Here is an 18,676-nt window from a genome sequence, read left to right as displayed (position 1 = left end):
GTCATCTTCATTTCTGTAAGCCATTTCTGAAAAAGAAAATAACGTCTACCCTTGCTTTCAAAACGGCTCGTTTGAAAATTCGCCGTGCCACTGAATATGTGACCATCCACACCACATATCGCCCAGCCCATCTTCGTACCTAGATCAAAACAAAGAATCGTGTTAATCACCACGCAACTCCATACAAAATGTGTTTTATAAAAGCACTCAGCAGTAATTATTTCTGAAATAGGAGAATAAATGCCTCTTAATCTTATTCGCACAATTTTTTCAGTTTACACTAAGTACAAAGAGCAAGAAGAACGAAGACTAGGAGCCAAATTGGAACTAAGACCTATTCCCCAACCAAAATATGGTAGTGTTATCCCATCAAAGAAAAACGTTTTAAGGGTAATCTCAGGATCGCTGGTTCATTTACAAGTTACCTTCTATAATCCTACAAAACAGATGATTAGATTGAACCATATATGGATAGATAAAAAGACCTCCTTTGAATTTGTTCATGTTTCATATCTTAAATCCAACCTAGAATTGCATAAACAAACAGAAGACATCTTTATTAAAACGCAAAAAAAACACGTCAACTTGATAACTCCTGAACTAAACCCAATCCAAAATGAGTGGTGTGATCTATTTAGTATCAAGGGTGAAAGTGAACTAACATTTTTACTCATTTTTGCAATGTACAATCCATCTAAAATACAGCCTATAAATATCATTGTAGAACATACTTCTCCAAACTATCCAACCAAAACACTCAAAGCTAATTTTTATCTTGGTTCCTATTGTAATGATGAATAGAACGATATTTTTGAAATAAATTTTTCAAAGAAAGAACGCCTTCGTGAATAATTCTAATAGCTAAAGCCATATTCCGTACTCCCAATAATAACGGAGTCTCTCCCATGTTCTACGGTGCCAAGGTAGAGATACCATGTATCGTTGTGGTGTTAACAGAGACAATTCATAAGTCTTATTAGAAACGAACTGAGAGTTTATATGTTCACCACCCCTTATTCTTGTACCACCAAAAACCGCCCCTCCACCACTGATCCAACAATTGCCATCATGACTGAGGTTATCTTCACTTTCTACCCAGCCCCCTAAATCACCTTTTTTGACATCACCAAAGTCTCTCAATGCACGTATGCGGTAAAGAGTTTTGCCATCAACTTCAATTATTTCATCAGTAAGTTCGTATTTTCTTTCGCTACCATCAACCCGAAAAATACCATCAATAATATCTTGAGAAATACGTGCATCACCACATGCCTTGGCAAATTCATGAATTGCTGCTGTACCATATACATGTGCATTGCCATAAACACGAGCATTGCCATAAACCTTAGCTCTGCCGTAAACATGCGCCCGATCATCAACTTCTGCATCACCGTAAACGTGTGCATTATCGTAAACCTGAGCATTGTTACCAACACATGCATTTTCATTAACACATGCCTTACCATAAACCTTGGCATTGCCGTAAACGCGTGCATTGCTATAAACATGTGCCTCATCGTAAATCCAACAATTACCCTCATGGGATAAGTTACCCTCATGCTCTATAAAACCACCTAAATCGCCTTTCTTTACTTTGCCAAAGTCTCTCCGTGCCCGAATACGATAAATGGTTCTTCCCCAAAATTTGATTATTTCATCAGTAAATTCATACTTCTTTTTAAGTATCATATCTTCCACCACTATCTACTCACTTACTTTTCTTCTCAGAAGAGAGGTTTTTATTATCAACAAGCACTTCTTTGCCTTGTACTAAAGTACCGCCGCCAATACTTTCTGTAGTAACACGTGCATCACCACAAACGGTGACGTTGTCATAAATCTTTGCTGTGCCATGAATGAATGCCTCCCCATAAACTTGTGCTTTGCCATAAACTTGTGCATCATTCGTAACGGTAGCATATCCGTAAACCCGGGCATCGCCATAAACCTGTGATGAGCCCCAAACCTCCGCCTTTTCATACACATGCGCATTGCCATAAACCTTGGCATTCCCACCAATGGTTGCTTTTCCATAAGCCTGTGCTTTGTCATAAACTACAGCATTGCAGTAAACCAGAGCATTGTTAAAAACCATAGCCTCGCCCCCAACCCAACAATCGCCTTCATGACTAAGGTTCCCCTCTTTTGCGATCCAGCCACCTAAATCACCTTTTTTTACAGCCCCAAAGTCTTTTAATGCACGAATCCGATGCAAAATATGGACACAATCATCTTTAGCACCATTGAGTTTATATTCCTTGATTTCACCAGTGAATTTATATTTCTTAGTTGGATCAATCTTCTCTGCAAGTTTAATCGTATCATTACACTGCTTAATTTGCTGTTTCAGTACTTCAATTTCCTTGTCACGTGATCTAACATCTTCTTCTAGTGTCTTTATAATTCCATTTTTCCGTGTGTGCGCTTCATCATACTGATCTATTTTTTGTTTCAGTTTTTCAATTTCCTTGTCACTTGAAAGAAGCGCCTCACCATTATACTTAATATCTTGTTTTAATTCTGTAATGGTCTTATCGCGTGCTTTAATCACCTCATCATGCGTCTTTAGATCTTGTTTTAGTTTTGAAATCTCCTCGTCGCGTTCTTTAGTATCCGCAATACATTCGTCAATTATCTGCTTGCGTTCCTGTGCAAACTCACTCTTTATCTCTTTGAGTTCTTCTTTAAGATTGGTAACGCGCTCTTTAAGGGCTTTAACTTGGTCGCGATAATGCAACACAAAACGAAACATCAAACCGCTAAAAAGCAAGACTGAAAACACCGCTATTAATAACATTTCATTCAAACCCATTTTATTTCTCCTTTAACTGTTAGGGCGGTCATCATGACCTATCTGTTTTGCTTCGCATTCCATTAAGAAAAGAAGGCAACAAGCCGCATGTGCCAAGTGTGATAAATCACTCTCGACATCCTTACTCTCTCCATCAAACCATGCTAATAAATGACGCAAAGCAGCGCCGTGTAACCGGCTCCAATCCATGCCATGACGCCAATTGTTTGCTCCGTATTTCTTGGCTCCAAACTCAAGAACACGACCGATTTCAATCAATGTTGACGGGGGGATAAGTTCAACACGTGCTTTGCCATTATCATTCTTATGCGCTTCTTTCATTTTTACCCCCCTAATGACTGTAACGCATCGTTTTCATCACAACGCGAGGTGTAAACAGAAGAGCTATTTATAAATCTATTTTTTGTATGGCCTTTGCTCTCTTGCATTAATGACTGCAAGCGTTCAGGGTAAAAAAAATCATCAGGGCGTAAATCTATGCCATGATCACGTGCATAGTTTAGTAATTGTGCCTGATAAACCGAAGGAAATAATCCATTAGCACCACCTTTTTCCTTGGAATAAGTAATGCGATAAACAGCACCCTTACATTTCTGTAAAATGCGTGAAACATTAACAGCACCGCCTAAATATTTTATTATGGTATACGCAGGTTCTTTTTTCATAATAATAAAATTTCATATTATCTGAATTTTATCAAGAAAAAAATTCAGGTTTTTTCAATTGATTTTTCATTTGATATGAAAGATCCTTATTCTTATGGAATCGGATCAGTTAAAGGCATGGCTTAAAGAGCAATTAGCTAAAAATGGACATGGTAGCAAAAAAATGCTAGCTGAACATTTGGGGGTATTGCCATCTACTTTAACTAGTATGATCAATAATTCGGGTACATCGGGTAAAAATAAATCAATAAAACCTAGGCTAATAAAAGCAACTGAACTCATAAAGATTATTGATTTTTTTGGTGAAATCCCGCCTTTCTTAATCAAAGAATCTGAACAATTTATTCGTCTTTATTATCAAGCAAATCCTGAAGTTCAGAAAGCTGTTTTAACGATTCTTCAAAATTCCTGCTCTTTAGACAAAAGATAATAGCAGCCATTACTTTTTTATCTCCATAGTTCCAAAATTTTTCTAACATTATTTTATCCATAATGAATTTGTACTCAATATAAATTTCAGATTTTATGAATTTTTTTATTGACACTGTTCATAAAATATGAAATACAGACACCGTACCAGAAAAAAAAATACCCTTGTCAACAGGTATTTTATTCAAAATGTTCTTTTTAAATTTTAATATCGGAGGCTGTTGTGAATAAACCTGTCTTTATAAAATCAGATGAAATTCTCTTAGTGATGTGCGATGATGAAAGAGAAAGCATTGCAAAATCAGGTCCTTTATTTGAAGAAAGTGACATTATCGACTTTATAGATGAAACTGATAATGCCGTTCAAATCTTGCGCATTGAACCAACAACTAACCGGTGCGAAGATATCTCTGAAGATATTGCAGAGTTCTACATTAAAGAACGTGAACAAAAGTGTTTTGATGGCATCATTCCTCATAACTTTGTTAAAGACAGTGATGCATACGGTTTTTTTTTAGAAGAAATCGAAAAGCAGCGATATCAAGATAAAATTTACGGCACTTATGAAGAGCAAAACCGCTTAACCCTTTGGGACGTCCTTCCAAACTACCCAAACTATACAGGGCGTTTTTAAAAGACGCCTCCTTACACAACAAAATCACAACTATAAATCAAGCGTGATTCACGCAATGGGTGAAGTGCGCGCAATTGAGGAAATCAAGATGACAAATTCTCCCTTAATAACAATGGCTAGTAAATATGGATTTTCCCATGAAGAATTTCGAAAAACGATTATTAAAACATGTATTGGTGGCAACTTTTCTGATGAAGAGTTTGCTGTCTTTATTTCTGTTGCTCATACTTATGGTCTCAACCCTTTAACGAAGGAAATCTATGCTCTCCCTAAAAGAGGAGGAGGCATTATTCCTGTGGTCTCTATCGACGGGTGGATTAAGATCATTAAATCTAATCCTCAATTTGATGGTATGACCTTTCAAGACCATCTGGATAAGGATGGCAATATCATTGCAATCAAATGTGCTATTCGTCTCAAAGGCATTAAAGACCCTATAGAGGTCACTGAATATTTAGCAGAATGCAAACAAGAAAGAAGTGACGCATGGCGAAAATATCCAGCACGCATGTTGCGTCATAAAGCCGCTATACAATGTGCACGATATGCCTTCGGCTTTTCAGGAATTTATGAAGAAGATGAAGCTGCTCGTATCAATGAGATAAACCATAATACGCAAGAGCAAATGGTTTCTCATGACATGCTTATACAAATCAGACAATTAATGGAACAAACACAAACAGAAGAAGAAAATGTCCTCTCTTTTGTTAAAGTTAAAAACCTAACAGACATGTCTCATAAGCAAGCGCAAATGGTTTTGGAGGGATTGGAAAAAAAGCAAAACATTCAAAGAGAAAAAGCACAACAATCCTTACCATCACAAGAGCAAAACGACGCTCCTATACAAGATGCCGAATACGTACATATTCAAGATATCGAATATGCACAAACCAAACAAGAACAGACAGCGGCGGTGTGATATGGAACAAAGAACAGCACAATGGTTTCAAGCAAGATTGGGTAAAGTTACCGCATCCAATGTGTATAACATACTCAGCAAAACAGCAAAAGGTTTACCTACAAGCAAATATGAGGACTACAAAATCAAACTCATCACTGAACGTTTAACAGGGGAAATAAGCCCCCATTATGAAACTGAAGATATGAGATGGGGCATTGAACATGAGGATGATGCCTTGCAAGAATATGGCTTCATTTATGATGCCTATATAATAAAATGCGGCTTTATTCAACACCCTGAAATAGAAATGGCGGGGGCTAGCCCTGATGGGCTTATTGGTGAGGATGGCTTAATCGAAGTCAAATGTCCTAGATCCGCAACCCATATGCGCTTTTGTATAGATAACGAAATCAAGCCTGAATATCATGCACAAATGCAATTCCAAATGGCTTGTACAGGACGCAAATGGTGTGATTTCGTAAGCTATGACCCACGGTTCACGGGGGAATCTTTTCACTTGCGTATGAAAGTCAAACGCATCCACCGTGATGATCAACAAATTGAACAGATCAATAAAGCTGTTGAAGCCTTTTTAGCAGACATAGAGCAAGAGATACAAAAGATCTCAACAAAAGCTGCTTAATCCCTATGGGGGTGCGTTTTTTTAAGTCTTCTTAGCACCCCCACCCTCTCATAACAACTTTCAAGAAATGCGTGTTTCACGCCACGGGCAAATTGCATCTAATGAAGGGAGAACAGACATGGCGCCACGCCCCGCTACCATAACACAACCAGCTATTGCACGCGCTTTAAGAGAAGCAAAAAAACAAGGGTGTGAATTAATAGAAATCAAACCTACAGGTGAACTCCTCATCTATCTCAAATCCGATATCCCAATACCAACCGCAGCCGCGCATCCAGACAAATTATTCGATTTGTCAAAGAATGAATACTACGAAGACGCGCTCTCTAAGATGTGAAATTGCCATGCCAAAACCACGCCCCCCTCACCTTGTCAAAGAAATCACACGCCATGGTAAAATTATATGGTATGTGCGTATTGGTCGTGGGCGACGTATTAGAGTACGCGGTACATATGGAACGCAAGAGTTTGTTGACAATTACAAAGATGCACTTGCCGAATTACAAGGCATCATCCCCCCTAAACCTAAAGTAGGTAAACTTGTTGAAGGTTCATTTTCATGGCTGCTTAAACAGTATTTTAACAGCGTTCATTGGAATAATCTTGCTAAAGCCACAAAGAAACAAAAAGAACTCATCCTTATGAAGGTATGTGATACCATAGGAAACATTCCGTACCAAGCAATCGAAAAAAAACATATTATAGCCGGTGTTGAACGGCGTAAAGAAACACCAGCAATGGCTAGGAATTTTCTGAAAGCCCTTAATGGTCTTTTTAATTGGGCGATTGATCAAGGTTTTTTAGAAAACAACCCAACAGCAGGAGTAAGAAGACCAGCTTTGAACAACAAAGATGGCTTTGCTGTTTGGACAGAAGAAGATGTTGAAAAATATTATCACCATTGGTCACATGGTACACATGAACGCGTCTGGATTGATGTTCTTCTTTATACGGGTTTGCGTCGTGGTGACGCCGTTCGTATTGGTTGGAAAGACGTCAAAGATAATATCATTCATCTTAAGACAGAGAAAAGTAAATTCCAAACAGATGTTTTTCTACCCATTTTGCCTGAATTAGCAGAAACCCTTAAAATTGGTCCCACTGGAGAAAAAACATTCATCTGTAGTAAACTTAATCAAAAGTTTGTCAAAGAAAGCTTTGGGAATGCATTTCGAGATGCTTGTAATACAGCGGGAATCAAAAAATCAGCGCATGGTTTGAGAAAATTAGCAGCAACACGCGCCGCTAATTCCGGTGCAACAGTTTCACAACTCAAAGCAATTTTTGGATGGACAAACGACAACATGGCATCTCTTTATACCAAAAACGCAGATCGTAAAAAACTTGCTCTTGAATCGATAAAAAAGCTCCAAAAAAGTTAGGGGTGGAGACGAAGAAAACATAATAGAATCAATAACCACCAAAACCCTTACATTATATATAAATTTTTGATTTTATTTACTCCCTGTTTGCTCTCATCGCCCACCATATGCTTTTAAGATACATGTAACTTACTGATAACTTGCTGATTTTACATGTATTTTTAAAGTAAGGGATTCGTGGATAAAAGTGAGGGAATGGGGTTCTTTTATTTTTCTCTACAACAGAAATATTTTCTCCTCTTTTCACTTAGCTATTCATTTCTAATAACTAGTTGAATGATTCTAAATCTTGTTGCAAAATAGCTATTCAATGATCTCCAAATATGCCTATAAATTTACAATTAAATAAGTAGAAAGCAATATCATGGCAGATATCAGCGTTTTTTCTTTAAATAGCTAGAGTGTTTGAATCACTCTGCTTTCTATAAAGTTAAAAATATTTTTACAGACGTGCCTTGTCGAAAGAATCTTTTATCTTTAACTTTAATATTCTTTTTCAAAGAGATGTGGGCTTTCAACAATAAGCTTTTCACGTGCTTTTTGTAACTGTTTAATGACTTCATCAATTTTTGATGGAGAATAACAAGATTCTTGACTATCTAATAAGTGTTGCCTTTCCATCCCTTCATAGAAACATTGCATCTGAGACTGAAGTATTCTCATTTCTTGGAAGAAAAGGCGTCCCGTTTCTTTAAAACCATTATTAAGCGATAACAGTTGTTCGGAAATTGATAGCAGAACTTGTTTTAAGAAGCGCTCATTTTCTTGGCGTTTACGGTATTCTAAAACAAGAGCATGGCTTATCTCATCCAGTTGTTTTTTTGTGGAATCAATTTGACGCAATAAATTTGGCTTTTCCCCCATATTACCTTCTTTCGCCTTCAAAAGCATAGTATGAATGTCTAATAACTTAATTGCGGAATGAGATAAATAATCAACTAATGTAGATGTATCGACAGAGCGCTTTCGTGCAACCATTATGAACGCACCTCATAATTGTTTACATTCATTCCGCTATTTTTTTATTTTACAAAACTATTCTAAAGAAAGTGCTAAAAAACATGCGTTGTCATTCATTTATATTTTATGGAAAGTTTTAGCTTTTATTTCCATTAATGTGGAGCCAATGGGGTTAAAAAACGTACAGGTGTATAAAGAATAAGATGAGTTGTTTTTTCCAACACAGTACTACTATCAGCAAGAAGCGCTTGACTAGGTGATAATTCTGTACCCTGCATAATTGTGGAAGCCAAAGACCCTTCTCGAGAAAGAGCCATCAACGTTGGTGAAGATGCAAAGACATTATGTGCTCCGCCATCAACAGTAGAGAAATCAAGGACAGTTATTCCATTTTTACGCAACATTTCAATATCAGAACCATCTCCCACACGATGATGTCCTCCCGTAAGGCGCCCCGAGACAGCAAGTGCTTTATCCGCACGAGACACCAAAATAGCTGTTGGTCGAGGCAACTTTTTAATATCATTAAGTTGTCGTTCAAAAACATCGACATCAATGTCCGGCGCCGCCATTAAGAAACTTGTAATACGACGAATAGGTTTATAGTTCCCCTGTAATGCTAAAGTTCTAAATGCTTCCATTATAACAAAATTACCCATAGAATGAGCAATAACGGAAATCTGATCAGCATGGGTTTCACTAACGAGTTTCAAAAGCTCTATGAGTCCGTCACGCGCAAAATTAGCGCTATCACGATCATAAATATAAAGAGGGACTGATCCAGCGGAGGGCCAAGAATAGTGCACAGCAACAACATCTAAAGAATAGTCGTATGTAAACTGAGCTGTACGAAATGTGCCATCTGCAAAATTGTTGTTATAGCCATGAATAAAAAGAAAAATCTCTCTTTTTCCTTTTGGCTTTTTTGCTAAAGCAGCATTTAGTTGCTGCTTAAATTGTTCTTTATTATCATATTTTTGCAAGGCTACTGCTGCAAAATATTTGTCATGGGTAGGTTTATAAGCATTTATTTCAACTGCACCCTTCACATGTTGTTGAGGAATTCCCACATCAACGCGATTATAATGCACTTTATTTGATCGCTCTGCTCCATAAGGCTGAGAATAGTTGTTTTGCATCATACGACTTGTTGCAACATATACTGGAACAACAGTTTTAGGAAGAATTGGTCTACCCTCAACTTCCCTTTGCACTGCAACCATAGATGGTGTTGCATGTACCCCGTGCCAAAGTACGGCACGCGATTTGCTACATGCTGTCAATAAAGAAATGCAAATAAAGAATGTTAAATACTTTAGAAATATTGTACTTCTCACGACAACACCACCCAACCCTCTAAAAAAAGATTCAATATCCCAGATCTGTAGGTGAAAGAATAAAACTTCTACAAACCTGAAATACAAGCATTACTAGGAATGCACTAAATCAAATAATACACAAAGAAAAACCCCGCTACAATGCATAAAACAGCAATCCTGTTAAATATACATATCCCACAAGAGAAATCAAATGGTGCGGTCAAGAGGTACCATTTTATAATATTTTCAATGATTTAATAAAAATATCAAATAACAAAACCACCTTTTAGATCACCTGACATATAGAATCTATGAGATTATCAAATAGCATCATCATCTATATATTGCAATTACGAATCAGAAGCTCTTTTTGGGGTGTTTTTTGAGAAAACTTTGTACATTTAACTCTTTGTTAACCATCTTTTGAGGTGTGTGAGGATGTTATCCAGCGCATCCATAATGCGTGCAAAATCGATAATGAACATAAAAATAATGAACGCTATCCACTTCACGCAACGAGACATCATCTTCAAACCTTGATAGGTATTGATCATCTCATAAAGCAGCTGTCGTTCGTTTTCTGTAAGTTCTTTATCTTTGTTGTTTGGTTTCTCGACCATCTTTCCAACCGCATAAATGCGCTCCCTGCTTGTTATGCTTTAAAATATCTCTTGCTAGGTTGGGACTGATGACCGCAACATCCTGATTATCCAAATAAATTGGCAACCAGCCAACACAAGAAACAGACCTATTTGCCGCGCACCCAACGAGAAAGTTCAGAGCGCACACCAGCATCACTTTTTTGATTAACTTCATTTTCTACCTCAAGCCGTCTTATTGCTGTCTTCAAAGCATTCTTTGTTTGCTTGTGCTGTTCACTTTTCTTGCCAAGGTAAAACGCCTTGGCTAAAGCCATAAAAAAAACGGCTAAAGCCGCTGTAAACATCAGGTAATATTTCTTGAACCAGAAAATCACAACCGTTGCTCCCGAAACCGTTTAGCCACAAACACTATGCCCGTGCATGCCGCTAAAACCATAATGACGGCTAGTGCCCATTGGATAGGTCCATTGCCTGCCAATAATCCTCCAAGACCTGAACACGAGCCTATAATCGGTGCTAGGGCTTCTGCTTTGAGAAGTCCCGTTGCCTCTTTCGTTTCCACATGTTGATAGTTCGAAGAAACATAAGAACCCTTCGCCCATAACCCCGCTTCTGCTGCTCTACGGTTTGCTAATCCCTTAAGAGGCTTGCCTCCTATCTTGTTCCATCTCTGTAATTCTGCTGGAACCGATTCATAATCACCATTTTAATAAAGTTACTTGATGAGGATTGCTGTTGCTGATCAAACTGTTCTTGGACGCCTTTGATAACAATCTTTCCACCAGAGTGAATAGTAATATCCGCTTGTTTCTGATCTTCTGGCGTTTCCTTTCCTTTTCCAGCAAGAACCATTGACCTAATGATGGTGGTATCATTTCCCGATTCAAGAGCAACCCCTTCACCCCCTGTAACGCTTGAGCCTACCACTTGGGTAGCATCAATCTTGTTATGCACGGATTTGCTGCTACTAAATGTTCCTCCATCTTTATGGTACGACATCTCATAATGTAGGCTATCCTCTGCATTGGTGATCACAACATCGTTGCTGGCTTTCAGCCCTACTTTTTTCTCAGCCGCAATGGAACTGCCTGTAATGGTGAGATCATGCTTTTTGCCATCCTGCCCCGCTATTGCCGTAACATTACCCCCAGATTTTATTGATGAGCCCTGAGAAACCGAGGCTTGCATATCGGCTTTCGTGTTGTTGGAGTGAAGATGATCCTCCATCTCATCTTTTCTTACCCCTATTGCTATTTCCCCTTGGGCACCAAGAGCAACATTGCCCTTGGCATCTATATCTGAAGCAGCCATATGAATATCTTGACCGGAGATAACAGTGGTCTCTTTTCCAGAACTTAAATGAGAGCCATTGTGTAAGGCAACATGAGAGGTTTGATCCCCGCGATGGCTATTGGCACTGTTGCGTGTGGCATCAATGGAAATATTCCTCTCAGCTTGTAAATGCAGTCTCTCCTTTGCTTGAACATCAGAACCTAAAACATTAAGATCTTTTCCAGAGAGAAGTATTGTTGATCCCCCAGAACTGACTTGCGATTTATGGTGCATGGTGGAGTCACTGTGCTCGCTGTGGTGGTGGGTTTCTGCTGAGCCTATCGTCAAATCACCTTGTTCTGTGGCCATGGTAAGATCACCTCCTGTGGTGATCTTAACCCCTGAGGCGGTGAGATCTTGTTTGGCAATCACGCTCGCATTGCCACCAACAGAAAGCGCATTGGTGTTTAATACTGTCCCTACACCATCAACCGTTGTACGCCCTGCATCCAAACGAATGTTATTCTCCGCAAGTAAAACAGCATCACCACCAGCAGCAAAATGTCTCCCTTGACTGAGAATGGCAACGTGTTGATTTATAATGATAATTTACTGTTTTGCATGTTGAATGAGAGACCCGAATATCCTAAGATTCTCTCATCTCAAACCTGCTTATGTTAAATCAATCAAAATCATCCCCTTGCACATCACAAGTGGGATTAACGTGTGGATAAAAAACCGTTTAGAAAGGAACAAAAATGCCTCTTATGAATCGTCTTAATGCAAGGGCTGTCGCAACATTGGGAGCTGGCAAATATAATGATGGTGCCAGCTTGTTACTTCATAAGCGTAAAGATGGGGGCGCTCAATGGCTTTATCGTTATACCATCCACGGGCGGCGCCGTGAAATGGGCTTGGGTGCTTTAAGAGATGTCTCTTTAAAACAAGCTCGTGAAACTGCAACCCAATGGCGTTCTGTTTTGCATGAGGGTCGTGACCCCATTAAAGAACGCAATAAACAAAAACGTGAGGCAATGCGTAATCTGCATTATTTAAAAGATATTGCCGTGGATGCTTTTGAAAGTCGTAAAGCAGAATTAAAAAATGACGGTAAAAATGGTGTGTGGTTTGCACCTTTACGTCTTTATATTCTCCCTAAATTAGGCTGCCTCCCCGTTTCAGAAATTACACAAACAGATATACGCAAAGTTCTCGCTCCCATCTGGCATACAAAAGCTGGAACAGCTGAGAAAGCACTAAACCGCCTTAATATTTGTCTTAAACATGCCGCTGCCTTGGGTTTGGATGTTGATTTACAAGCAACAGAAAAAGCACGCGCGCTCTTAGGTAAACAACGGCATAAAGTTAAAAATGTACCTGCTATGGATTGGAGAGATGTTCCGGATTTTTATAAAACACTCTGCAAAACAACAACCATGACACACTTGGCTTTGCGTCTACTTATTCTGACAGGTGTTCGTACACGTCCTTTACGTTATATTCATAAAGATCAAGTTAATGGTGATATATGGACTATCCCTGCTGAAAATATGAAAGGAAGGCGTGATGCTACAACAGAATTTCGCGTGCCTTTATCATCTGAGGCATTAGAAATTTTGAAACAAGCACGTCCCCTATCACGTAATGATTTCTTTTTTTCTGCATCCGGTCGTGGTCCCTTTGGTGAAAATTGCATGTCAAAATATATGCAACAGATTGGGCTTGAAGCACGCCCGCATGGTTTTCGGTCTAGTTTACGCGATTGGTTAGCAGAAACAACCGATGCTCCTTTTGAGGTAGCAGAAACCATTCTGGGTCATACGGTTGGGGGTAAAGTAGAGCGCGCCTACCGTCGTACTGATTATCTAGAACAGCGCCGTGTTTATATGGATAAATGGGCTGCCTATGTCACGGGGCAATCTTAAAAGATGGGGTCTTGCACCCCATCATTCTTTCATTATCTGTGGATAACTTTTTCTCTTCGTTCTCTCATTCCGTTTCAATAAGACTCATAAAGTATCAAATGAGAAAATACCTCATAAAATACTGTTTTTTATGAACAAACTTACTTTCAAATGATTCTAAAATATGGTTAATAAATGGTTATTGATTTGTTTCCATTTTTTGAGATTGAAAGGATAAATTATAACTGAAAATGATGTTCTTCTTACAGACCGTGAAAGTGCAAAATTATTGCATATAAGCGTTTCAACATTCCGCCGTCATGTCACCAATGGATCTTTACCAAAGCCTTTAAAATTTGGTTCTTTATCGCGTTGGTTACAATCGGATCTGATGGATGTGATTGAAAAAGCAAAAACGCAACGTCAAAGTGACGCTGCATGAAAAAAAACCTTGTCACATAAGGATGGACAAGGCTTTCTCTTATAAACCGATAAGAATATAGCAAAATCCATCCTGTGACGCAACGTTATAGGATGAAAAAAATGTATAATTCTATAAATGCTCGGGGCATCACAAATGCCTTGCGTGGTGTCTGGTATGGGGCTTATAGACTAGCCCGTTGCCCTGCTCATGATGATAGGTTGCCTAGTTTAGGCATTTCTAATGGAAATGATGGGCGTCTCTTGCTTCATTGTTATGCTGGCTGCTCTTTTAGAGAGATCATACAAGCTCTCAAAAATATTGGGTTGATTGAAAAACAGGCATGTTTTGATCACAAAACCTCTTGTTACAATCTCTCTTTCTCAAAACAGGTTTGTTGTGAAGATAACAAGACAAAACAGAAAGCAGAGAGAGCACAAAAGATTTGGAAGCAAAGTCAACCGATTAAAGAGACTTTAGCAGAGCTTTATTTACGCAAGCGTGGTATCACTTGTGACTTACCTCCCTAGTTTACGCTTTCATAGCAAATGCCCCCATCCCTCTCTTGATGCGATTATATTTTTACATTCTCGCAAAAGCCAAGTGGATGTCATACAGACGGTGGAGCATGTCACGCGTCGTATTCCAAATAAGAAAGAGGTTATATCATTTTACTGGTTGGGGTTCCTGCTGAAATTTCTGCGGAACAAGCTTTAAAATACAACAAAAGATACAAGGTTGTTTGGCAAGTTATCAATGCTTTTCTTTCTCATGATGGGAATTTTGAGATAATCTTTAACCAAATCAACTTAGGGCAAAATATAAGCCATATTATTGACATTGTAAAAATTGCTCAGAAGACCGAATTAGAAAATGCTACAACCGTTGTTGATGATATACCGTTACAGAAAAAAACGGAAGGCTCAAACGCTAATATTGCTACGCCTATGCATAACTCATGAAGCTACGCATCTCGTGTTGCACGAGATGCTTTCTTTATCAAGAGCTCCTAGCTTTCTTTACTACTTTCCATCAACAGAGCATGAAAAAAATAGGTATTCAATCTTCTTCAGATGCGCGTTAACCGGCTTACAACCACTCCCCAATCCAAAAATATTAAGAATGGGATAAGAAAATGCGTCAACTGTAAATCTGTCTTCTCTAATTTTAAAGAGGCCCTTCGCCTCAGGAATAATAATTTTTGAAAGAAGATTTTTCTCGTTCTCTCCAAGATTTTTTTGCTTTGCAAGTTTTTCCGCTATCGACATCCCACAGCCACTCCCCACCGACTGCGCACTAGCTGTTATTGAAGATAATACTGTAGAAAAGATAGAAAACAAAGCCGCTGCTAAAATAATACGTTTCATGAGATAAATTTCCTAATAACAAATAAATTTACAAATGCGTTTGCTATGAAATTAAGGCAAATGCACATTATGGTCATAGTAAACACACGTTTTGGTTATAATTGTCAATAAATAAATTATAGTTTTTTTGTTGCTCAGATTCAGCCATTAGATTAGTAGGTTAACGTTTATCATTGTAAGGAGTTTTTTATAAAAAAAGAATACCTCTCATCGTACAAACTATTTAGAATAGCATCGTATTTTTATGGATAATAAAATTCTTACGCTATTGTTTCATACATTTATATATACTATATATACAATTCGAAAAATATTGCTTTCACAAGTAAAAATTTACAAAATTTTGCTTTTAACAAATGAAAATTAGATTTTTATATTAAAAGTATCTTACCAATAATTACTAGTTAATACAGTTAAAGAAAACTGATCTATATATTTAGAGCCAAAATAGATTTCATGCTCTAAAGATGAAGCCCTTCCTTATAAAGTGGCATTGCAACAAATTGGTTGAAGTGAAATACAACCGATTAGCAGCGCTCTTTTAGCGGTCGAGCCTTTTAGTTCTGCACAAGTTCTAACAGCATTGCGTTGGGAAAACTATTTGTTGAGTCATGTAAAAAGGTTTTATGCTGCTGAGGATACCTTAACAGCAGAACGTGCAAAATTGATTGTAGAACGTTGTGATTGCTTACCTGATATCTTTACGTTACGCGATATTCACCAACGTGATTGGACAGATTTAATAGAGCATAGCATTGTTCAAAAAGCTTTGGAGTTGTTATGCCGTTCAAACCATATTCGTGAAATCTCTGGAACGAAAAACCCAACAGGTGGGCGTCCTACCATACGCTATGAATGGCATCCTTTGATAAAAAACAAGAATACAAGACAATGAAACGATGAGAATTTTCTTTCTTTGATCTTTCAAACCCTCAAAATCTTAGAGCACCAAGAACAATGGTTCATAAGTTATCTTTGAGGGTTTTTGTTTTCTGAACACTCTCACTCTTAAAAACAGAAATACAGTTATTGCCATAGGTTTTGAGTTTTGAAACTTTGTGTTTAAAGAAAAAAACATTAAAAAATAAAAATATTACTTTTCAATATGTTAAGATTTTAAAAACCCTAAAAAAACAACCTATTTTCATAATACAACCTGTAAATACAATTAATGATATATGTTTTGAGGAGGTTTTGAAGTTTTATATCCCCCTTCATAACCTCAAATGAAATATATTACAAAATGCTTCAAAATATTCATTTTGATCTCTTAAAACACATATCGAATTTGTCTTGATTTCCCATAAAATGAATAGAAAGTTTCACTAGTTTACTTTTTATAGGCTGTTTATAAATGCATCTTGTTAAATTTTTTTGACGCATTTTATGGCTTTTCTGGCGGTTTTCTCCCATTTTACACTCGATATTTATCCTAAATGTATTTAATAAACTCCATTTCGATTCTTTCGAAGTCAATTGATTAATGTCGTAAGACTATGGAGTTTCTCTATAATGCTTCAATCCCTCAAGTCTGATAACAAACAATCCTCTTTACGCTCTCTCTTACAGTTTTATCGTCAACAGGCAAAGTCACCTCGTGAATTGGGTACTCTCTTTGAAAACCTTGTCATGGCTTATTTGACGCAAGACCCTCTGCAATGCCAAGAATATGAACAGGTTCAAACCTATTGTGAGTGGGCGAAAGAGCGTGGAGAAGATGGGCGCGATATTGGCATTGATCTGGTCGCTAAAATTCGTGATGAAGGAGGCTATGCTGCCATTCAATGCAAATGCTATGACGCCTCTCATTGCATTAAAAAAGAAGATATTGATAGTTTTATTGCTGCCTCTGGCAAAAAGATCTTCACCCGTCGACTTCTTATCGACAGCACCGAAAGTGATTGGAGTGATAACGCTTCTCATACCTGTGAAGGACAAGAAGTCCGTATTCAACAGATTAATCTGTTTGATCTGGAAAAAAGTCAAATCGATTGGAGCCGTTTTGAAGGAAAAGAAACTGTTGTCCTTAAAGAACAAACGAAGAAAAAGCTTTTAGATCATCAGAAAGAAGCCCTTGAAGCTGTTTGTGAGGGTTTACAAGAAGCAGACCGTGGCAAGCTGATTATGGCTTGTGGAACGGGCAAAACCTTTACGAGCCTTAAGATAGCAGAAACTCTCGCTGGTCAAGGCAAGCGGGTTTTGTTTTTAGTGCCTTCTCTTGCTCTCATGTCACAAACCATCCGTGAATGGACAGCAGATACAGAGATAGCCTTGCGTTCCTTTGCTGTGTGTTCTGATCTCCATATTGGCAAGCGTCGTAAAAACCAAGATGATGATGCTGGTCTTGATACTTCTGATCTTGCCCTGCCTGCAACAACAGATGCAAAACAGCTTGCAAGCAAAGCCAATAAGACTTCTCCTGATGTCATGACTGTTATCTTTTCGACTTATCATTCAATCCAAGTGATATCAGATGCACAAAAAGACCATGGCTTGCCCGAATTTGATCTGATTATTTGTGATGAAGCCCATAGGACAACGGGGGCTGTGTTGGGTACAGACAATAGTGAATCTGAATTTGTCAAAGTGCATGACAATAGCATCATACAAGGAAAAAAACGCCTCTACATGACGGCAACTCCAAAGATTTTTACCGATAATGCCAAGAAACAAGCCAATGAGATTAATGCCGTTCTGGCTTCTATGGATGATGAAGAGCTCTATGGCAAAAACCTTTATACCTATACCTTCTCAAAAGCCGTTCAGAATGACCTTTTAGCACCTTATAAGATTATTGTCTTGGGGGTGAATGAAGAAGCAGTGGCTCAATCCATTCAACATCTTATGACCGATGATAATTATGAACTTACTCTTGATGATGAAACCAAGCTCGTAGGCTGTTACCAAGCTTTGAGTAAAATCGATCTGAAGGTTGATTTAAGTGATGACCCCAATCCTATGCGTCGTGCTTTGGCTTTTTGTAAAGATATTAAAACCTCTGAACGCATTCGTGATACCTTTAATTCTGATGAAATTCAGTCTGAATTACGTACTCTTTATGAAAGTCATAAAAAGACACCTGCTCTTCACTGTAGATTTGAGCATATTGATGGAACTTGTAGCGCTAAAGAGCGTACAAAAAAACTTGATTGGTTAAAAGAAGATGCGGGGAAAAATATCTGCCGTGTGTTAAGTAATGTTCGTTGTCTCTCAGAAGGCGTGGATGTGCCTGCTCTTGATGCGGTCATGTTTTTACATCCGCGCAAAAGTCACGTGGATGTGATACAAGCGGTAGGACGTATCATGCGCCGTGCCAAGGGCAAAAAAAGAGGTTATATCATTCTACCGGTTGGGGTTCCTGCTGG

The 18,676-nt window shown here is 38.2% G+C and carries 21 protein-coding genes and 4 pseudogenes; 13 read left to right on the top strand and 12 right to left on the bottom strand.

The features are described from left to right. The first annotated feature begins 240 nt into the window (after nt 1-240). Nucleotides 241-801 (top strand): hypothetical protein, encoded by a 561-nt coding sequence (locus ME1_RS05135; RefSeq protein ID WP_004864208.1) that lies wholly within the window; start codon nt 241-243, stop codon nt 799-801. 60 nt (nt 802-861) lie between these two features. On the opposite strand, the gene ME1_RS07705 is transcribed toward ME1_RS05135, so the two are convergent. From ME1_RS07705 to ME1_RS05110, 4 genes are read right to left on the bottom strand one after another with little or no spacing between them, the layout of a single operon-like run. Beyond that, nucleotides 862-1,689 carry a hypothetical protein gene (locus tag ME1_RS07705; RefSeq protein ID WP_004864203.1) on the bottom strand — a complete coding sequence of 276 codons (828 nt, stop codon included), beginning with the start codon at nt 1,687-1,689 and terminating at the stop codon, nt 862-864. 19 nt (nt 1,690-1,708) lie between these two features. Next, nucleotides 1,709-2,812 (bottom strand): hypothetical protein, encoded by a 1,104-nt coding sequence (locus tag ME1_RS05120; protein ID WP_004864200.1) that lies wholly within the window; start codon nt 2,810-2,812, stop codon nt 1,709-1,711. A gap of 12 nt (nt 2,813-2,824) precedes the next feature. After that, on the bottom strand, nt 2,825-3,133 hold the full coding sequence (locus ME1_RS05115) for a dATP/dGTP diphosphohydrolase domain-containing protein (protein ID WP_004864197.1): 309 nt from the start codon (nt 3,131-3,133) through the stop codon (nt 2,825-2,827). A 2-nt stretch (nt 3,134-3,135) separates the two neighbouring features. After that, nucleotides 3,136-3,477, bottom strand: a complete 342-nt coding sequence (locus tag ME1_RS05110; protein WP_004864195.1) for a hypothetical protein — start codon at nt 3,475-3,477, stop codon at nt 3,136-3,138. 94 nt (nt 3,478-3,571) lie between these two features. Between ME1_RS05110 and ME1_RS05105 the strand changes: the two genes are divergently transcribed. From ME1_RS05105 to ME1_RS05085, 6 genes are all read left to right on the top strand, one after another. Beyond that, on the top strand, nt 3,572-3,907 hold the full coding sequence (locus ME1_RS05105) for a hypothetical protein (protein WP_004864192.1): 336 nt from the start codon (nt 3,572-3,574) through the stop codon (nt 3,905-3,907). A gap of 222 nt (nt 3,908-4,129) precedes the next feature. Next, nucleotides 4,130-4,540 (top strand): hypothetical protein, encoded by a 411-nt coding sequence (locus ME1_RS05100; protein WP_004864190.1) that lies wholly within the window; start codon nt 4,130-4,132, stop codon nt 4,538-4,540. 88 nt (nt 4,541-4,628) lie between these two features. After that, entirely contained in the window at nt 4,629-5,459 is an 831-nt protein-coding gene (bet, locus tag ME1_RS05095; RefSeq protein ID WP_035011699.1) for a phage recombination protein Bet, read from the top strand. Between the two features lies 1 nt (nt 5,460). Beyond that, nucleotides 5,461-6,084, top strand: coding sequence for a lambda exonuclease family protein (locus ME1_RS05090; RefSeq protein WP_004864184.1), 624 nt, complete (start codon nt 5,461-5,463; stop codon nt 6,082-6,084). Between the two features lie 118 nt (nt 6,085-6,202). Next, nucleotides 6,203-6,421, top strand: coding sequence for a hypothetical protein (locus ME1_RS07835; RefSeq protein ID WP_004864181.1), 219 nt, complete (start codon nt 6,203-6,205; stop codon nt 6,419-6,421). A gap of 7 nt (nt 6,422-6,428) precedes the next feature. Then, nucleotides 6,429-7,466 (top strand): tyrosine-type recombinase/integrase, encoded by a 1,038-nt coding sequence (locus tag ME1_RS05085; protein ID WP_035011656.1) that lies wholly within the window; start codon nt 6,429-6,431, stop codon nt 7,464-7,466. Nucleotides 7,467-7,949: 483 nt separating this feature from the next. On the opposite strand, the gene ME1_RS05080 is transcribed toward ME1_RS05085, so the two are convergent. From ME1_RS05080 to ME1_RS05055, 7 genes and pseudogenes are all read right to left on the bottom strand, one after another. Beyond that, on the bottom strand, nt 7,950-8,444 hold the full coding sequence (locus ME1_RS05080) for a hypothetical protein (protein ID WP_004864175.1): 495 nt from the start codon (nt 8,442-8,444) through the stop codon (nt 7,950-7,952). Between the two features lie 134 nt (nt 8,445-8,578). Continuing rightward, a complete protein-coding gene (locus tag ME1_RS05075; RefSeq protein WP_004864172.1) occupies nt 8,579-9,763 on the bottom strand; it encodes an alpha/beta hydrolase in 1,185 nt (394 codons plus the stop codon). Nucleotides 9,764-10,146: 383 nt separating this feature from the next. Continuing rightward, on the bottom strand, nt 10,147-10,365 hold the full coding sequence (locus ME1_RS05070) for a hypothetical protein (RefSeq protein WP_035011655.1): 219 nt from the start codon (nt 10,363-10,365) through the stop codon (nt 10,147-10,149). After that, a complete protein-coding gene (locus ME1_RS08270; RefSeq protein WP_081485021.1) occupies nt 10,337-10,561 on the bottom strand; it encodes a hypothetical protein in 225 nt (74 codons plus the stop codon). The genes ME1_RS05070 and ME1_RS08270 overlap by 29 nt, the downstream gene beginning before the upstream one ends. Further along, nucleotides 10,494-10,721 carry a hypothetical protein gene (locus tag ME1_RS05065; protein ID WP_004863738.1) on the bottom strand — a complete coding sequence of 76 codons (228 nt, stop codon included), beginning with the start codon at nt 10,719-10,721 and terminating at the stop codon, nt 10,494-10,496. Before ME1_RS05065 ends, ME1_RS08270 begins: the two co-directional genes overlap by 68 nt. Further along, nucleotides 10,718-11,053, bottom strand: a pseudogene (locus tag ME1_RS07965) (glycoside hydrolase family protein); the annotation flags it as partial. The pseudogene ME1_RS07965 and the gene ME1_RS05065, both read right to left, overlap by 4 nt. A 2-nt stretch (nt 11,054-11,055) precedes the next feature. Next, nucleotides 11,056-12,201: pseudogene (locus ME1_RS05055) on the bottom strand (hemagglutinin repeat-containing protein); the annotation flags it as partial. Nucleotides 12,202-12,377: 176 nt separating this feature from the next. On the opposite strand from ME1_RS05055, the gene ME1_RS05050 reads away from it, so the two are divergent. From ME1_RS05050 to ME1_RS08385, 4 genes and pseudogenes are all read left to right on the top strand, one after another. Beyond that, nucleotides 12,378-13,544 (top strand): tyrosine-type recombinase/integrase, encoded by a 1,167-nt coding sequence (locus ME1_RS05050; RefSeq protein WP_004864165.1) that lies wholly within the window; start codon nt 12,378-12,380, stop codon nt 13,542-13,544. Between the two features lie 220 nt (nt 13,545-13,764). Continuing rightward, the gene (locus tag ME1_RS05045) at nt 13,765-13,965 is read left to right on the top strand and encodes a helix-turn-helix transcriptional regulator (RefSeq protein ID WP_004865796.1); all 201 of its coding nucleotides are present in this window, start codon (nt 13,765-13,767) and stop codon (nt 13,963-13,965) included. Nucleotides 13,966-14,066: 101 nt separating this feature from the next. Further along, nucleotides 14,067-14,508, top strand: a pseudogene (locus tag ME1_RS05040) (DUF7146 domain-containing protein); the annotation flags it as partial. Next, nucleotides 14,503-14,882, top strand: a pseudogene (locus tag ME1_RS08385) (hypothetical protein); the annotation flags it as partial. The pseudogenes ME1_RS05040 and ME1_RS08385, both read left to right, overlap by 6 nt. A gap of 84 nt (nt 14,883-14,966) precedes the next feature. On the opposite strand, the gene ME1_RS05035 reads toward ME1_RS08385, so the two are convergent. Continuing rightward, nucleotides 14,967-15,311 (bottom strand): hypothetical protein, encoded by a 345-nt coding sequence (locus ME1_RS05035; RefSeq protein WP_004864159.1) that lies wholly within the window; start codon nt 15,309-15,311, stop codon nt 14,967-14,969. A 601-nt stretch (nt 15,312-15,912) separates the two neighbouring features. On the opposite strand from ME1_RS05035, the gene ME1_RS05030 reads away from it, so the two are divergent. Both ME1_RS05030 and ME1_RS05025 read left to right on the top strand, forming a co-directional pair. After that, nucleotides 15,913-16,206 (top strand): hypothetical protein, encoded by a 294-nt coding sequence (locus ME1_RS05030; protein WP_004865660.1) that lies wholly within the window; start codon nt 15,913-15,915, stop codon nt 16,204-16,206. 617 nt (nt 16,207-16,823) lie between these two features. After that, nucleotides 16,824-18,676, top strand: a 1,853-nt coding sequence (locus ME1_RS05025; RefSeq protein WP_004864151.1) for a restriction endonuclease, incomplete at its 3' end; no start/stop codon positions are given.

The sequence above is a fragment of the Bartonella vinsonii subsp. arupensis OK-94-513 genome, assembly GCF_000278235.1.
Lineage (GTDB): Bacteria > Pseudomonadota > Alphaproteobacteria > Rhizobiales > Rhizobiaceae > Bartonella > Bartonella arupensis.
Note: the sequence above shows the minus strand (reverse complement) of the source record. Positions and strands in the feature narration are given on the sequence as shown.